The sequence below is a fragment of the Pantoea sp. PGP6 genome, from assembly GCF_053474785.1.
Window position 1 is genome coordinate 80,057 of record NZ_JBQBMA010000003.1, and the last position, 14,717, is coordinate 94,773.

Annotated in this window: 10 protein-coding genes; 3 read left to right on the forward strand and 7 right to left on the reverse strand. The window is 54.4% G+C overall.

Annotated features, from left to right (window positions below; translation table 11 throughout):
* Positions 1-32: 32 nt before the first annotated feature.
* Positions 33-1,391 carry an MFS transporter gene (locus ACLIBF_RS22820; protein WP_082097626.1) on the reverse strand — a complete coding sequence of 453 codons (1,359 nt, stop codon included), beginning with the start codon at positions 1,389-1,391 and terminating at the stop codon, positions 33-35.
* A 736-nt stretch (positions 1,392-2,127) separates the two neighbouring features.
* Between ACLIBF_RS22820 and ACLIBF_RS22825 the strand changes: the two genes are divergently transcribed.
* Complete coding sequence (locus ACLIBF_RS22825; protein ID WP_031377939.1) at positions 2,128-2,337, forward strand: YdgH/BhsA/McbA family protein; 210 nt, start codon at positions 2,128-2,130, stop codon at positions 2,335-2,337.
* 204 nt (positions 2,338-2,541) lie between these two features.
* On the opposite strand, the gene ACLIBF_RS22830 is transcribed toward ACLIBF_RS22825, so the two are convergent.
* From ACLIBF_RS22830 to ACLIBF_RS22845, 4 genes are all read right to left on the reverse strand, one after another.
* A complete protein-coding gene (locus ACLIBF_RS22830) occupies positions 2,542-3,090 on the reverse strand; it encodes an NADPH-dependent FMN reductase (protein WP_448310748.1) in 549 nt (182 codons plus the stop codon).
* Between the two features lie 34 nt (positions 3,091-3,124).
* Positions 3,125-4,246, reverse strand: coding sequence for a porin (locus ACLIBF_RS22835; protein ID WP_448310749.1), 1,122 nt, complete (start codon positions 4,244-4,246; stop codon positions 3,125-3,127).
* Between the two features lie 656 nt (positions 4,247-4,902).
* Positions 4,903-10,473 carry a trifunctional serine/threonine-protein kinase/ATP-binding protein/sensor histidine kinase gene (locus ACLIBF_RS22840; RefSeq protein WP_448310750.1) on the reverse strand — a complete coding sequence of 1,857 codons (5,571 nt, stop codon included), beginning with the start codon at positions 10,471-10,473 and terminating at the stop codon, positions 4,903-4,905.
* Positions 10,470-10,856 carry a response regulator gene (locus ACLIBF_RS22845; RefSeq protein ID WP_312760124.1) on the reverse strand — a complete coding sequence of 129 codons (387 nt, stop codon included), beginning with the start codon at positions 10,854-10,856 and terminating at the stop codon, positions 10,470-10,472. The genes ACLIBF_RS22840 and ACLIBF_RS22845 overlap by 4 nt, the downstream gene beginning before the upstream one ends.
* A gap of 485 nt (positions 10,857-11,341) precedes the next feature.
* Between ACLIBF_RS22845 and ACLIBF_RS22850 the strand changes: the two genes are divergently transcribed.
* A complete protein-coding gene (locus tag ACLIBF_RS22850) occupies positions 11,342-11,551 on the forward strand; it encodes a YdgH/BhsA/McbA-like domain containing protein (RefSeq protein ID WP_448310751.1) in 210 nt (69 codons plus the stop codon).
* A gap of 45 nt (positions 11,552-11,596) precedes the next feature.
* Here the strand turns inward: ACLIBF_RS22850 and ACLIBF_RS22855 are convergent, their stop codons facing one another.
* Positions 11,597-13,066, reverse strand: coding sequence for an amidase family protein (locus ACLIBF_RS22855; RefSeq protein ID WP_448310752.1), 1,470 nt, complete (start codon positions 13,064-13,066; stop codon positions 11,597-11,599).
* Positions 13,067-13,183: 117 nt separating this feature from the next.
* The gene (locus ACLIBF_RS22860; RefSeq protein ID WP_031377945.1) at positions 13,184-13,672 is read right to left on the reverse strand and encodes a GNAT family N-acetyltransferase; all 489 of its coding nucleotides are present in this window, start codon (positions 13,670-13,672) and stop codon (positions 13,184-13,186) included.
* 94 nt (positions 13,673-13,766) lie between these two features.
* On the opposite strand from ACLIBF_RS22860, the gene ACLIBF_RS22865 reads away from it, so the two are divergent.
* Positions 13,767-14,711: a LysR family transcriptional regulator gene (locus ACLIBF_RS22865; protein WP_316554040.1), complete on the forward strand. Its 945-nt coding sequence runs from the start codon at positions 13,767-13,769 to the stop codon at positions 14,709-14,711.
* Positions 14,712-14,717 lie beyond the last annotated feature (6 nt).

Genomic DNA, 14,717 nt, shown 5'->3' on the forward strand with positions numbered 1-14,717 from the left:
TCTACTCCTTGACAGGGTTTGATGCGTGGGATTTAACGCCAGCCAGCGACCTGACGGCGACTTTTACTCAGGAGATAAATCAGTAGCGGCGAGAACAGCACCAGAATCGATAACAGATAGAGGCCGTTTTGTGATTTACCGGTAAGAGAAATAGTGAGACCCACCAGGAAAGGGCCAAAGAAACCGCCAACATTCCCGATAGAGTTGATGAGCGCCAGGCCACCCGCAGAACCCTGGCTGGTAAGGAAGGAGGCGGGCAGAGTATAAAACGTCGGTACACATGCCAGCATACCAACAGTCGAAAGCGTCAATCCCAGCATGGATATGACGGGAGAATCGCTGATAGCTGCGACCACGAAACCGACAGAAAACAGCAGCGAAGGCAGAATGAAATGCCAGGTGCGCTCGTTGGTTTTGTCAGAATGATTTGACCACCAGCACATCACCACGGCACCCACGATATAGGGAATAGTGCCAAGCAGTCCTACCACCGTGTCTGAATAGTCGAAGCGTTTAATAAACTGCGGCATCCAGAAACCGAGACCGGTTAAGCCAATGACCGTAAAGAAGTAAGCCAGGCCTAAGATCCATACCCGCCGGTCTTTGAACATCGCTTTCAAACCAGAGTGTCCCACCGCTAATGTTGCCTGCTGCTCTTTTTCCATCAGCTCCTGATAGGCCTGACGTTCCTCAGGCTTAAGCCAGGAAGCTTTAGCCGGTTTATCCGTGAGGTAAAGAAAAACGATGACTGACAAAATTACCGGCGGACATCCTTCAATTAAAAACAGCCACTGCCAGCTTTCCAGCCCACCCACATCATGGAAATTGTCGAGAATATATCCTGATAAAGGATTGGCAATAATAGCGGCCAGCGGTACACCTAAATAGTAAATGGAGAAAACCCTGGCCAGCTCTTTTTTGGGAAACCATGTGGTGAGATAAAAAACAATACCAGGCGCCAGACCTGCTTCGGCTACACCTAATAAGAATCGCAGGATACTGAGACTCACCACACCTTGTGCGAACGCCATCGCCATCGAAATAACACCCCAGGTGATCATGATCCTGGCTAACCAGAAGCGTGCACCATAACGTTCCAGCAGAACATTGCTGGGAATTTCAAACAGGATGTAGCCAAAAGAGAAAATGCCGACAGCGAAGCCAAAATGCTCAGGCGTTAACCCTAAAGACTGGTTCATGGTTAATGCCGCCATGCCGATATTAGAACGATCAATAAACGCCAGCAGATACATCATCAGGATCAGCGGCATTAAGCGCATCCGGGCTTTTTTGATCGCGCCACTGGCCAGTGATGATATTTCTGGCTGAGGATGATCCGGCATCACATCAATGCCGACCAGTGAATTATCGTACTCTTCTACGTGTTTCATGATGTATCCCAGTAGAGTTATAACCCCCGGAAATATCACGGAAAATGCATATATACCGCGACGCCTGAGTCGAAAAGTAAAACGTTTTACTTTCTGCAAGTTTTACGACAGAGCGGTGAACAGTCAAGAGATGGAAGCGTGAAGTTAAAAAATTGTGACTGAGTTAACGCATAGCACTCGCCACGGGTAAAGCGCCTGTCACGAGATCTAAAATGACTCCACTGGGGTTTCGACAGCGGCAATCATAACGTGGAGTTCTGGCTGCTCTGACGCATTGGCTTTGTAAAGGGCGGCAATCGCTCGCTCGCCGCCGGTATCCTGACGAGTGAAGGGAGGGGTGTACCCGCGATATCACCTGTGATGAAGACAGATATCCGTAAAGCTAACTTCACTATAATTTAACATAATCTATGTTTTGCGCACTTAAATCTCTGGCATATTTCATTCTTCTTTCCAGACAGCAACGCCTGTTCAACCATCCCTCAGCAGCAGTTGCCGCCAGACAAAACATGCCATCACTCCGACGTCACCACTCATCCGCGGCTCTCGAAAGCTACGGCCACGCATACTAAAAAAGCCTCCTCTGTTTAAGACTCTGTGCCGCACAGACATCATTCATATTTTTTGATAAAGCAAAGCAATAAACACGGATTTTCATTGTCAGGCCTGTTCTCTATTATTCATTCCATCGAGTCACAACGCCTCACAATCTAAAAATCAACTTCAGGAACTGACCATGAAAAACTTCAAAAAATTCGTTGTTGTCGCTGTACTGGCCTTCATCTCATCAGCAAGTTTTGCGCAGACCGTAACCGCGACAGCCTCCACGCTGGATGGTGCGGAAGCACAAATTGCGGCCCGGGCAAAAATGGCCGGTGCGGATTACAGCATTACTGAGGCGTACAGCGGGAATCAGGTTCATATGACCGCGCGACTGATTAAATAATCATGGTCGCAAAAGGATTTGCCAGAAAGGGCTGCCGTCAGGCGGCCTTTTCTGGTTTTGCGGGTTGCTGAAGCGGTATAGAAATTCCACGGCGGATAGGCCTCAGCCAGAGTCTGGCTGCCCGTCACTGTGCCGTTTAAGGGGCTGCCGCAGCGACTGTTTTGTACAGAATCACGTCAGACCTGCGCGTAAAGAGATCCGCGTTTATTTAACTGCAAAATCTCTGAAAGCCAGCAGCTGGCGTGACAGGAATTGACGGGTAGATTCATCGGTCAGGATGCCGTCTGTAACCTTATCACTCACTTCACCAATGATAGCCTCCGGCTTGTTGAGGATACGGGCATCGAAGTAGCCGAGGATCTGTCGCAAATGCAGTTGCGCCCTTACCCCACCCAGCTTGCCGGGCGAAGCTGACTGAATCAGTACCGGTTTACCGGCGATCGGCTGAGGTGATACCCGGGACAGCCAGTCGAGGGCATTTTTGAGCACGCCCGGAATCGAATGGTTGTATTCCGGTGTAATGATAATCAGCCCGTCGGCTTTGAAAATCGCCTCAGCCATCGCCAGCACTTCAGTTGGAAATCCTGCTGCTTCGGTGTCCTGGCTGTAATGCGGGAATGAACCTGGCGATCCTAACGGCTCAAAAGTGACGCCTTCAGGTCCCAGTTCCGGTAGCGCGGCTGCAATGGCGGCATTAAATGAACCGGCTCGCAGGCTGCAGGTTAGCGTGACAAACTTCAGGGCAGTATTCATGGTGATCCTCATTATTCAGTAAACAACGGCACAATCAGAACTGATAAACCAGACCGACGGCCAGAATATCATCGGTGGATACGCCGGCCTGTTGAGAAAATTCGCTGTTATCAATCAGGTTGAGTTTGTAATCGACGTACGCCAGCATATTGCGGTTAAACAGGTAGGAGCCGCCAAAGTCGATGAACTTCACCAGATCCTGACTACCGTAGACGCGGCCATTACCTGCCGCGCCAAGGTCTTTTGCCCGGGACTGGCTATAGGCGATAAAAGGAACCCAGCCGGTATCAAAGGTATATTGCGCAAACAGTTCGATGATATCTGACCGGTTAGCGTAGCCATAAATCCCGGTTGCACTGCTGCTGCCAAACCGCGAGGCATTGAATGCCTGCGTATACATCACCGCCAGATAGAGGTTGTGGGCGTCATATTTAAGCGACGCAGAGTAAGCTTCCGCTTTGTCGCCCTCCCCCATCATTCCGGCGTCACTGTTCTGGGCAGCGGTACGACCAGAACGGGTTAACGCTCCCACCGCTTTAAAACCTGCGCCAAAGGAATATGAGGCAGAGACGCCGTATCCCTCACCATTCTGACGCAACACATCCCGTGTACCCGGTTCACCAGTGCCGCTATTTTTCCCCTGATACTGCAGGGCAAAATCCAGACCGTTCACCAGGCCAAAGAAATCGGTGTTGCGATAAGTGGCCAGGCTGTTTCCTCGCCGAAACATAAACTGATCGGTGTTATAGGTTTGCGCATCAAACTCGGGCTGCATGTCGGTCTGGCTCAGCGCGTCATACAACACGCCGACATTGCGGCCATAATCAAATGACCCGTAGCGACCGACCTTAATACCGGCAAAACCGAGGCGGGTGAACAGACTGTTGCTGTCACTTTCTGACTGGTTAGTGTTGAACTGACCCTGCCACTGGCCATAGCCAGTGATCTGCTCAGCGATCTGGCTTTGTCCTTTAAAACCTATTCGCATATAAGACTGATCGCCATCCTGGCTTTTGTCATCACTTATATAACGGAGTCCGGAAACCAGACCATACAGATCAATCTTATTCCCGTGGTTATTATAAATTTCAGCGGCAGACACTGGCAGGGTTAAAAAAAGACAAGACGTCATTAGCGCCAGATAATTCGCTTTCATTTATTCCTCATAGCCTGTTAAGACCGCTTATCGGCCTCGTCAGACAGGTTCACGACGCCGCTGATTGCTTAATGTCAGGGCAATAATTTCCACAACAGGAGACCAGGGATTATCAGGCGCGAACGGGGAAAAGAGAAGTTATACAAAGGGATAGGTATACCAATGGATAATAGCTAAAACGGCACATCTGTTTTTTGCCGTTCGCCCAGCCCCTTTTCACTGCAGCAGGATATAAAACGCAGGATGTTCAAATTAACTGATTTACTTCAGCATAATCTCTCTGTTTCAAAGCGGGTGCTGAACGCATAACATTCATCTCGACGACACCGGTTATCGCCGTGCTGAATATCAGCGCAAAGATAAGGTGTTGAGAAAATGAGAGTGAGTTTTACACCCGCGCCATCAACAGGTCCGCAGTGCGGATAAATAATACCGCCGCCGGTCTGCCGGCAATTAAATGAGATAATTACCGTGAATATGCTGAAAACCTGGGTTGTGCTGATCGTTGTTGGCCTGTTTTTGCTGATTTTAAACAAATACGCCAGGCCTGCGGGATGAGGACGGTGATAAACCGGCTCGCGAAGGTGGGCGAACCCGGCCGTTCAGCCTGCCCGCCCACCCTGCCCGGTTCTGCGCTCAACACAACGGGAGCGCACTCAGGCGGTCGTCTCTTTTCCTTCTAATGGCAATGTGAACCAGAACAGGCTGCCGCCCTGCGGACGGTTTTCTGCGCGTAGCTCACCGCCGTGACGTTTAATAATCTCATTGCTGATGGTCAACCCCATGCCCATCCCTTCCGCTTTGGTGGTGTAAAACGAGTCGAATATTTTTCCGATCACCGTATCAGACAGACCCGCGCCGTTATCAGCAACCTCGATGCGAATCACCTTAGCGGAAGGATGTGAAGAGGCGATGCGTAAATGACGCGCACCGATGTTATCGGCCATCGCTTCAATTGCATTGATCACCAGGTTGAGCAGCACCTGTTGTATCTGAACGCTTTCACAGAAAACATTGTCGTTATCTGCCGCCAGATCCAGCTCCAGTGAGACAAACCGACGTTCCAGCTCCAGACGCGACAGAACGATAATATCGCGGGTAATCAGGTGCATTTTTGCCGGCGCAAATTCGGCAACCTGATTCCGCGTCAGCGCCTGCAGTCCGCGAATAATATCGCCAGCCCGCCGGCCTTCCCGGATGATCTCATCAAGACTGTGACTGGCATTTTCCAGATTCGCCGGATCACGTTTAAGCCAGCGCTGGCTGGCACCGGCATTGGCCACGATTGACATCAGTGGCTGATTAATCTCATGGGCAATGGAAGAGGTAAGCTGGCCAACGGTGGTTGCCCGCGCGACGCGAGCCAGTTCCGCCTGAGCGATGCGCACCGCATCTTCCGACTGGCGCTGAGCCGTGATATCGGTGAGCGTGCCAAAATATTCGGCCACTTCTGGCCAGTTTTCATTGGGCTCGCCGATGCCTTTGATGTAGCGGCATTCACCGTCATCGCGAATGATACGAAACTCAGCCTGCATCACCGTCCCTTTTCGCACACTGGTCTCGATCAACTCCCTCAGGCAGAGTATGTCATCCGGATGAACGCGACGCTGAAACTCCACCATTGAGGTGCTTGCCTGCTCCTGTGGCAGTCCCATAATGCGTTTATATTCATCGGAGATGTACTGAATATCCGGTTCAAGATGCCAGTGCCAGGTGCCGGTATGACTGATTTTCTCGCCGAGCATTAAAGAGGTCTGGCTGGCACGCAGCTGCTTCTCAATTTTGCGGCGTTGAATATTCTCATCAACCAGCTCGGCGTACAGGCGAGCTGTCTCAAGTGATACCGCAGCCTGCGCTCCCAGCATTGAAACGATCCGCGAGTGATCGGCGGTAAATACGTCTGGCATCAGGCGGTTTTCCAGATAAAGCACACCTACCATCTGCGCCTGTCTGAACATCGGGACACACATTACCGCCGCGCCGGAGGCAACCAGATAGTTATCCTGACTGAAGGGGCTGAATACCTCTGGCTTACCGGTACGGATCTCCTGCCCGGTACGGATCACCGCAGACAGCACTGACAGCGGCAGATCGGTGGCGACCGGCAACTCACGTACGATTTTGACCTTAACGCCGTCGACGGTGGTCGAAGCCCTTGCCTGGATTTCCGGGATATTGCCGTCGACCAGTCGAATCAGCATGCAGTGCTGGGCACCGGCACGCTCCACCAGCATCATCATCAGCACATGAATAAGCCGGTCCAGATTAATCTCTTCGGTGAGCGCTCGCATCACCGTCACCATACTTTGTAAATCGCCGATCACCGCACTTTGCTCAAACGGAACGGTACTCAGCGCGGTCTGCGTTGCCTGGCTGGCCAGCGCCGGATGCTGCATCTCCAGCTGGCGAACCTTAGCCCCGGCTCCCCAGCGATCCCAGGCGGCGATGGCCCCTTTAATGTAGGCATCGCCAGCAAACGTCATATTACTGGCATAGGCCATCCGTGCAGCCAGTTCGCAGGTCAGCCCGTTAATATGATGAAACTGCCCTTCGCGTGACAACACGATCGCCTTTTCAAATTGCTCAAACGCCGGTGCGGTTTTCCCTTCCAGACGCAGCCACTCGGCGCGCAGCAGCGCCTCTTTATCGGCGAACGTTTTGCTGTTTTCGTTTGACCAGGTCACGATCCTGTCGAGGTGCTGCTTCAGCTGCAGTCGTAACTTATCCGTCATCGCTCCGGTTTTAAGCGGCACGGTCAGCGAAAGCGCGCTGTAGAGATGATAATCGAGCATATGCACATGCCCCGGTATACGTGCGGTGAACGGTTCGGCCTGCTTAAACCATGCCTCTGCCGCCGCATACTCACTGGCAAAGAAGTGGGCCATCGCTTTATAAAGCCGGGACCAGAACTGCATCAGGTAGATAGGTTCAACCGCATGTTCAGGTTTAACCACCGCCAGCACCGGCGGCTGAAAGTCATCACCGGTGAAGATAGTGCTGCGCGGCTTGCGCAGGAAAAGGACGTAGTCCAGCTGCATCCCGAGGATCACTTCCACGTCGCGGTATTGTGCCTTTCTGACAAACTGCATGCCTCGCGCAATCGAGGTGTGTACGCCATCAAGATGATCGCCGCGCGCCAGATAATTCATGACGATGTGCCGCAGTGCCAGACACGCCGACGTCCGGTCGCCGGTTTCAACCCCCACGTCAAAGGTGGCCTTCGCCCGCTCGATGGCATAGGTTAGCGGCATCGTCCAGATACTGACCTGATCGAGCGGGAGCAGCGTCCGGGCTTTAAAGCTGACAAAGTCATGCTTATAGACCAGCTCGCGCGCCAGCAGCGTGCTGGCAAAGCCGCGGCTGTACTCATCATACTGGTCGCCGCACACCACGCCATACCACGAGAGCGCCAGCGTCGAGGCGCCACTTAGCCCACGCTCCATTGTCAGGTGCAGCAGCTGGCACAGGATCATAAAGTGCAGTCGCGGATTGATGAAGGCGGCAAATGTACTGGCGCTGGCCAGCAGATTCATCACCGCTTCGGTATTTTTACAGTCGACCCGGGCCAGCGAACGGAAGCGGGCATAGGGATTTTTCCCCACCGCCTCCTTCAGCTTCACTCTGGCCGCATCGCACTCCGCCTGGTCCGGATGACGGTTCAGATGAATGCCAAACACCGCCAGCCAGGCGAGCGCGTTCTCCAGCGCCAGCTTACTGTCCGACTGACGCATATGAATTTCAGCAATCAGGCAGGCCGCACCGGCTTTATCGGCGGCGTCGCCGGGTGAAGACTGGACCCGGGAGCTTAAGGTCAGTGCGGCGGGCAGATTGCCGTTAAGAAATTCGCATTCCGCCTCTTCCAGCAGAAATTCGCTGCTTCCGGCATCACCGGCACCGTCGTGCAATACCCGGGCGGTCTGCAAATAGCGCAGCGCAGAGAGATAATCGCCGGTAGTTTTTGCCCGCCGGCTGGCGCTGAGCAACAGCTGGCAGAACGGCCCGGTTTCATGTTGGAGGAGCGTAAGCTTTTTAACCGCCAGCAGGTGATGCGCCGCCCGGAACAGCACCGCATTGGTGATATCGTGCTGCGATTGATGCATGTAAAAGCGTGCCGCGGCGCAATGGAAAGCATCTTTATCTGCATCCGGCAGAAGATTAAGCGCCGCCTCATGCACGCTGTCATGCATAAAGGCGTAGCCCTCCTCATTGCGGGTGACCAGCCTGGCCGTCACCGCTGGCAACAGTATCGCCTCTATCTCCGCGCTGGAGACGGCAAGAATCTGGCTCAGGACCTGCAACTCGCCGGCACTGCCCAGCAAGGCCAGCTTACCCAGCATATGCCGGGCCATCAGCGGTAGCGAGGCAAGGTGCAGCAGCACGCTGGCCGCGACGTTAGCGGTGTAGTGGCTGTTTTTAAGCGCCTCTGCATCGTAGGTCCATCTGAACGGTGCATGGTGGGTAATCAATCCCTGCTGCACCGCCTGGCGGAAAAAGTTATGAGTGGCGAGCGGATTACCGCCGGTTTTTTCGTGGATGACCCGTGCCAGCTCAGCCGTTGCCGAACTGCGGGTATGAAACTGCCCCGCCAGCCAGCCCGCAATACTCTTTTCCGACAGCGGCTCGGGCGTGATCGCCATAATGCGCAGGGTGCTCGCGCAGAGTTGGTTCAGATTACCCGCAATGAGCGGACAGGGTAACGAGGTGATATCCCGGTGCGCGATCACCAGCAGCAGCGGGATCTCTTCACCCTGACTCAGCAGATTTTGCAGCAACAGCAGCGTCGCCTGATCGGCCCAGTGGCCATCATCAATAAGAATAACCAGCGGCCGCCCCTGGGCCGTAAACGCTTTAACCAGGCTACAGGCAACCAGATTAAAGCGATTTTTCGCATCAAGCGTATGCGAGTGCGGCAGAACCGCCGCTTTCTGATTAAGCAATATTCCCAGTTCTGGCACCAGGTTTACCGCCAGTCCGGCATAGGCACCGAGCAACCGTGAAATATGTGCTTTCCACTGGGCCATTTCCTCAGCGGGCAGACCCAGCACGTGCAGGGTCAGCGTCCTGAAGGCTGCAGTAAAAACCGTATAGGGTAACACCGGCGCATGCTGATCGACTTTCACCAGGGTGAGCAAGGTTTTCCGGGTGCGCAGCAGTTTGAGCGCGGAGGCAATCAGGGAGGATTTCCCGGCACCGGCAGCGCCACTGATGGTTACCAGGCTGTGTTTGCCGCTGTTGCTGACCTCATCCAACGCCGCCAGGATGCTGCTGGCCTGCGGATGATCGCTACACAGCGAATCAGCAGACAGACTGGCGGCAGGTAAATCCTGCAGTCCCAGCGTAAACGGCTCAATCATGCCATCCGGCTGCAGCGTGGCCGCACAGCGACGAAGATCGGCCAGCAGCCCATCGGCGGTCTGATAACGGTACTCCGGCGATTTGGCCAGCAGTCGCAGGATGATGGAGGAGAGGATCACCGGCACGTCAGGACGCAGCAGATGAGGCGGCAATGCTTCCGAGGCGATGTGATGGTGCACCCACTCCGCGTGGCCGCCCTCAATGCTGCCATAAGGCAGTCTGCCGGTCAGCAGCTCATAAAGCACAATGCCGAGACTGTACAAATCACTGACGTGACTCACCTGATGGGCTGAACGGGAGGTATGTTCTGGCGACATATAGGCAAGAGTACCGCCCGTTACAGGCAGGCGCTGCTGCTCCGGCAGCGGATTATGCAGCGAGGAGAGCCCAAAGCCCCCGAGATAAACGCCATCCTCATCGCTCAGAAAGAAGTTTGCCGGTTTGATATCACCGTGCACCAGTCCCTGTTGATGTAGCTGGCTCAGCGTACTGCACAGCATCGCGGCAGATTTGAGAAACTCAGAGAGGGGGCCAGGCGGCATGCACAGCACATCCGTCAGGGTGCGATAATCAAAGGCGGGATAAACCAGCGCATAGCGTCCCTGGTAATGGGTGTGCCATTGCGGTTTCAGCGCCCAGCTTTCCGCTAACCGGTCACGAAGGGCATATTCATTTTTCAGCAGCTGCGTGACATGAAAGACCGACGCTTCATTGCCTGCGGTCGCCAGCACAAAGGTGTCACCGGAGGTGGTGTGCCGGCACAGCAGCCAGTCGATATTGCCCTCCTGCGCCAGCGGGCTGAAGAGAATATCCTCTGATAGTGCGATTTCATCGTTTTCTGCTGAATGTAACGCCTGCGGATTAGTACTCATTGGCGGGCAGCCCTTGAGGAGAATTCCTGTCGGATATGTTCAAACAACGTATCAATTTCGATCGGCTTTGGCAAAAAGGCAATCGCCCCCAGGTTGATGGCATACCGCAACATGGTGTCGTCACCGTTGCCGGAAATGATAATCCCCGGCGGATTTTCAATGCGCTGGGTCAGGTTGATAAACAGCTCAAACCCATTCATCCCCTTCAGTTGCACATCAATGATAAAAAGCGCGGCACTCGCTATCGCGGCTTCATCACAAAGCAGAGATTCTGCCGACTCGAAGGCATTGGTCAGATAGCCCTCAGACTGGAGCAGGTTGGTCAGACCACTACGAACAGAACGTTCATCATCGATGACGACAATACGCTGCGACAGCTGCATGCTGTTTTCCTTAAATAAAGCTCAGGCCTGTGTCAGGCACGTCCGTAGCAGGATTTGTCACCTGAGAACGGTGGAGAGTTGCCGATGTCAGCGGAAAGTCCGTGACGAAACGGCTGGCGGTTCATTCCGCTTGCCGTCCGCCTTTGCTGGGCAGCATGCCAGGCAGCAGAGCCGGTCACGAGCGCGGATTGGTCAGCTGAATCAAACCGATCCGCCCTGAGGCCAGCCGCTTTCGCGTTGCGTAACGGTCTGGCGCCATTGTAAGAACCTTTTTTTCTTCGGACTATTATCTTTAGGTATAACTATACCGACCCGGACTGTCTGTCTGTCTGGCTGACGCCGGGTTACCGGAAAATCGCATGCATCAGTTTTTTTGATTTATTTCAGCATATTTTCGAGATTTTCATCGCCGCCTTTCCTGCGTAATCTTCACTCCATCGAGGTAGTCCGCCTCACAAACACAGATTAACGCCGGGAAAATCGCCATGAAAAACGTCAAAAAATTCGCTGCAGTCTTCGTTATGTTACTGATTTCAACCACCAGCTTCGCGCAGACGGTGACAGCCACAGCCTCCACGCTCGACGCAGCCGAAGCGCAGATCGCCGCCAGAGCGAAAATGGCGGGTGCCAGCTACAGCATTACGGAAGCCTACAGCGGCAATCAGGTGCACATGACCGCCCGCCTGACTAAATAATCCCTGCTTCTGCACCAGGGCTGCTTGCGGGCAGCCCTTTGTTGTTCAGATTTCTGTTGTGATTAATGACTCAGTGTCAGTGATAGCGGGCATCAGACGCTGGCCAATGACGCTTTCAATGACCATGGCTGCCTGCAAAATAGCTGCATCCTGGCCCGGCGCGGCGTATACCGTAACGCCGAACGGCAAGCCTGCCGAATCTGCGCCTGCGGGTATCGCCACCACCGGCGCGCCCGCTTTTCCGGTGCATTTTGCCGCTGCCGACATCGGCGACAGCAGCACATCTGCCGGTCCGGCGTTCAGCGCAGCCAGAATGCCGGCATTCAGGCTGAGGGCAATGTCCTGCCGCCGATCGTCAATATAGGCTGATGAGCGAAGATCCGGCGCGGCATCCGTCGCTTCAAGCAGAGACTGACCATAGGGAATGCTCTGCGGATGTGCGCTGTTCCACGCGATAATGTCCTGCAGAGAGCGCATGCCGCACGGCTTAAGCGCCGTAAGCAGGCTGTTAAGACCGGCACGAAACTCCGCGCGAAAAACGCATGAGCGCACGCCATTCAGCTGTTCTGCCGAAGGCAGATCGCAGGGATCGACAATCACCGCCCCCGCCTGGGCCAGTGCGTGCAGCAGGCGTTCAAACACTGCCTCGCGGTCGGGCGTCAGCACCGTGTCGGCGATAAAGCGCCGCGGGATGCCGATTCGCAGCCCCTGCAGGCTTTGATTACCCCGGGTTTCAGCCGGAAAAACGGTAAGCGTGGCGGTATCTTTCATATCCGCCCCGCCGATCGCCTGATAAACCAGCTGCGCGTCATCAACGGTCCGGGTAAGCGGACCGGGAGAATCCTGACTGGCAACCAGCGGAATAAAGCCGTGACGACTGACGCGGCCTACCGTGGGTTTAAAGCCGACGACCGCACTGTGAACCGCCGGAGCCTGAATCGAATTTTGTGTTTCCGAGCCAATAGCAAAACCGCAAAAACCGGCTGCCACCGCGGCCGCCGACCCGACGCTGGAACCCATTCCCCGATCGTATCGCCCGCCCAGCGGATGCCGCACCACATCGCCCGCTCCGCTAAACTCAGCGGGCATGGTTTCGGCAACGAAGTCGGCAAATTCGGTCAGGTTAGTTTTACCCAGCAGTACAGCGCCCGCCTCGCGAAGACGCGCCACAACCGTCGCTTCATAAGGCGGGATAAACTCTGCCAGCGCACTGGCACCTGCCGAGGCAAAGCTGCCGTCGAGGGTAAACGCATTATCTTTGATCAGATAAGGCACGCCATGCAGCGGTCCTGCCGCCTGACCGGCAGCCAGCGCGGCATCGGCACGTCGCGCCTCTTCCCGCGCCAGACGGGATACCGTTCTGACGCAGTTAATGCCCTCTTTACCCTGATCTAATCGCTCAATACGATCCAGGTACCATTCGGTAGCTTCAAGCGCGCTGATTTCACCCGCCGCAATCGCCGCACCGATCGCCCGTGCTGAGCCCGAAGCCAGCAATGCTGATCTCTCTTTCATTACAAATTCCGCCCTTTCCGCGCGAACACGAGGTGCGCAGTGCTTTTCCCGCCCTCAGGATGAGGCGGCTGAGATCATCCTGCCACGGGACGGGCCGGCCGGTTTTTACAAATTGGTTCAGTTGAGTTCACGTGAGGCAAATCGCGCCAGCGCCGGGCCATCCAGCCGGTAGCGCACCCATTCACTCAGCGGAAGTGCATCAATACTCTGATAAAAATCTTTCGCGGATTTATCCCAGTCCAGCACATTCCACTCAATCCGGCTGCATTGCCGGCTGACTGCCAGCTGAGCAACGTAATGGAGCATCGCTTTGCCCGCACCTCTGCCGCGATAATCAGGCGTAAAGTAGAGGTCTTCCATATTCAGGCTCTGGCGGCCAATCCAGGTTGAAAAGCTCATCGAAATGACGCAGTAACCTGCAATCACCCCCTCAATTTCACAGATGTAGGCTTCTGCTGTGCTGTCAGCTCCAAACAGGGCGTGTCTGATTTCGTCAGCGTCCGGTATCGCCTGCAGGGGGGCTTCGCTGTATACGGATAAGCCGTTGATCATGTTATAGAGGGCATCCGTATCTTCCGGGCTGGCCTGGCGAATAATCACGCTCATAAATATTCTCTGATCAGTACTGTTTGATGCCCGTAAGGATAATCGCTATTCTTTAATGAATTAAGTGCAATAAAATCAATTACAGGTGAATTTCATGCATCATGTGCTGAGACGTCTCGATCTCAATCTTCTGCCTGTTTTCGATGCCGTCTACCGCCACCGCTCTGTCAGGCTGGCTGCGGTTGAACTCTCTATGAGTACTTCTGCGTTAAGTCATGCGTTAACCCGCCTGCGTGAATTCCTGAAAGATCCGCTGTTCTATCGCGAAGGGCATAAGATGTGTCCCAGCGTCTTTGCGCACCAGCTGGCACCGCATATTGCTGCCTCACTCGCGGTGCTCAATCAGCATCTCAGCCCGGTACAACCCTTTGATCCCCGGACCAGCACCCAATCTTTTCGGGTTGCCGTAACGGACTACACCGCTTTTTGTATCTTTCCGGAACTGATCAAAGCGCTGGAAAAAACCGCGCCCGGCGTTAATTTCGAACTCTGCCACCTGCCGCACAACCCGGCGCTGACAGAATTACTGGCCGGTGAGGTTGACCTGGCGTTGAGTTTTAGCGAGCCGGATGATGTCCGGCATCAGGATCTGGATGAGGTGGATTTATTCAGCGATGAATTTGTGGTGATCGGTAACATCAATCGCCAGAGCCTGACGCTGGAGGAGTATCTGGCCGCTGGTCATCTGGTGGTGACGCCGTGGAATGAAAAAAAAGGGTTGCTGGATACGCATCTTGCCCGGCTGGGGCTGACGCGCCGGATCGCGCTCAAAACCCCGTCAATGCTCAGTTCGCCGCACATTGTGGCGGAGAGTGAATTGCTGATGGCTATTCCCTCCTTTGTCGCCGGTAAAATTGCGCCGGTCGCGCAGGTCAGAATCTTCAGATTGCCCTTCCATGCGCCCCCTTTTACGGTAAAAATTTTTTCCCACCAACGCAGCGGCAAGAAGTCCTCTACCGACTGGCTGAAGAACAATATTTTTCAGAGCATCCAGCGACAGAATCTGACGCTTAACCGGCAAGCCCAGCCGGTCGGCTAATGGCCT

Excerpts from the sequence above, each read along its gene's own strand:
- ACLIBF_RS22820 (WP_082097626.1), bottom strand. The coding sequence starts at position 1,391 with ATGAAACACGTAGAAGAGTACGATAATTCACTGGTCGGCATTGATGTG.
- ACLIBF_RS22825 (WP_031377939.1), top strand. The coding sequence starts at position 2,128 with ATGAAAAACTTCAAAAAATTCGTTGTTGTCGCTGTACTGGCCTTCATC.
- ACLIBF_RS22830 (WP_448310748.1), bottom strand. The coding sequence starts at position 3,090 with ATGAATACTGCCCTGAAGTTTGTCACGCTAACCTGCAGCCTGCGAGCC.
- ACLIBF_RS22835 (WP_448310749.1), bottom strand. The coding sequence starts at position 4,246 with ATGAAAGCGAATTATCTGGCGCTAATGACGTCTTGTCTTTTTTTAACC.
- ACLIBF_RS22840 (WP_448310750.1), bottom strand. The coding sequence starts at position 10,473 with ATGAGTACTAATCCGCAGGCGTTACATTCAGCAGAAAACGATGAAATC.
- ACLIBF_RS22845 (WP_312760124.1), bottom strand. The coding sequence starts at position 10,856 with ATGCAGCTGTCGCAGCGTATTGTCGTCATCGATGATGAACGTTCTGTT.
- ACLIBF_RS22850 (WP_448310751.1), top strand. The coding sequence starts at position 11,342 with ATGAAAAACGTCAAAAAATTCGCTGCAGTCTTCGTTATGTTACTGATT.
- ACLIBF_RS22855 (WP_448310752.1), bottom strand. The coding sequence starts at position 13,066 with ATGAAAGAGAGATCAGCATTGCTGGCTTCGGGCTCAGCACGGGCGATC.
- ACLIBF_RS22860 (WP_031377945.1), bottom strand. The coding sequence starts at position 13,672 with ATGAGCGTGATTATTCGCCAGGCCAGCCCGGAAGATACGGATGCCCTC.
- ACLIBF_RS22865 (WP_316554040.1), top strand. The coding sequence starts at position 13,767 with ATGCATCATGTGCTGAGACGTCTCGATCTCAATCTTCTGCCTGTTTTC.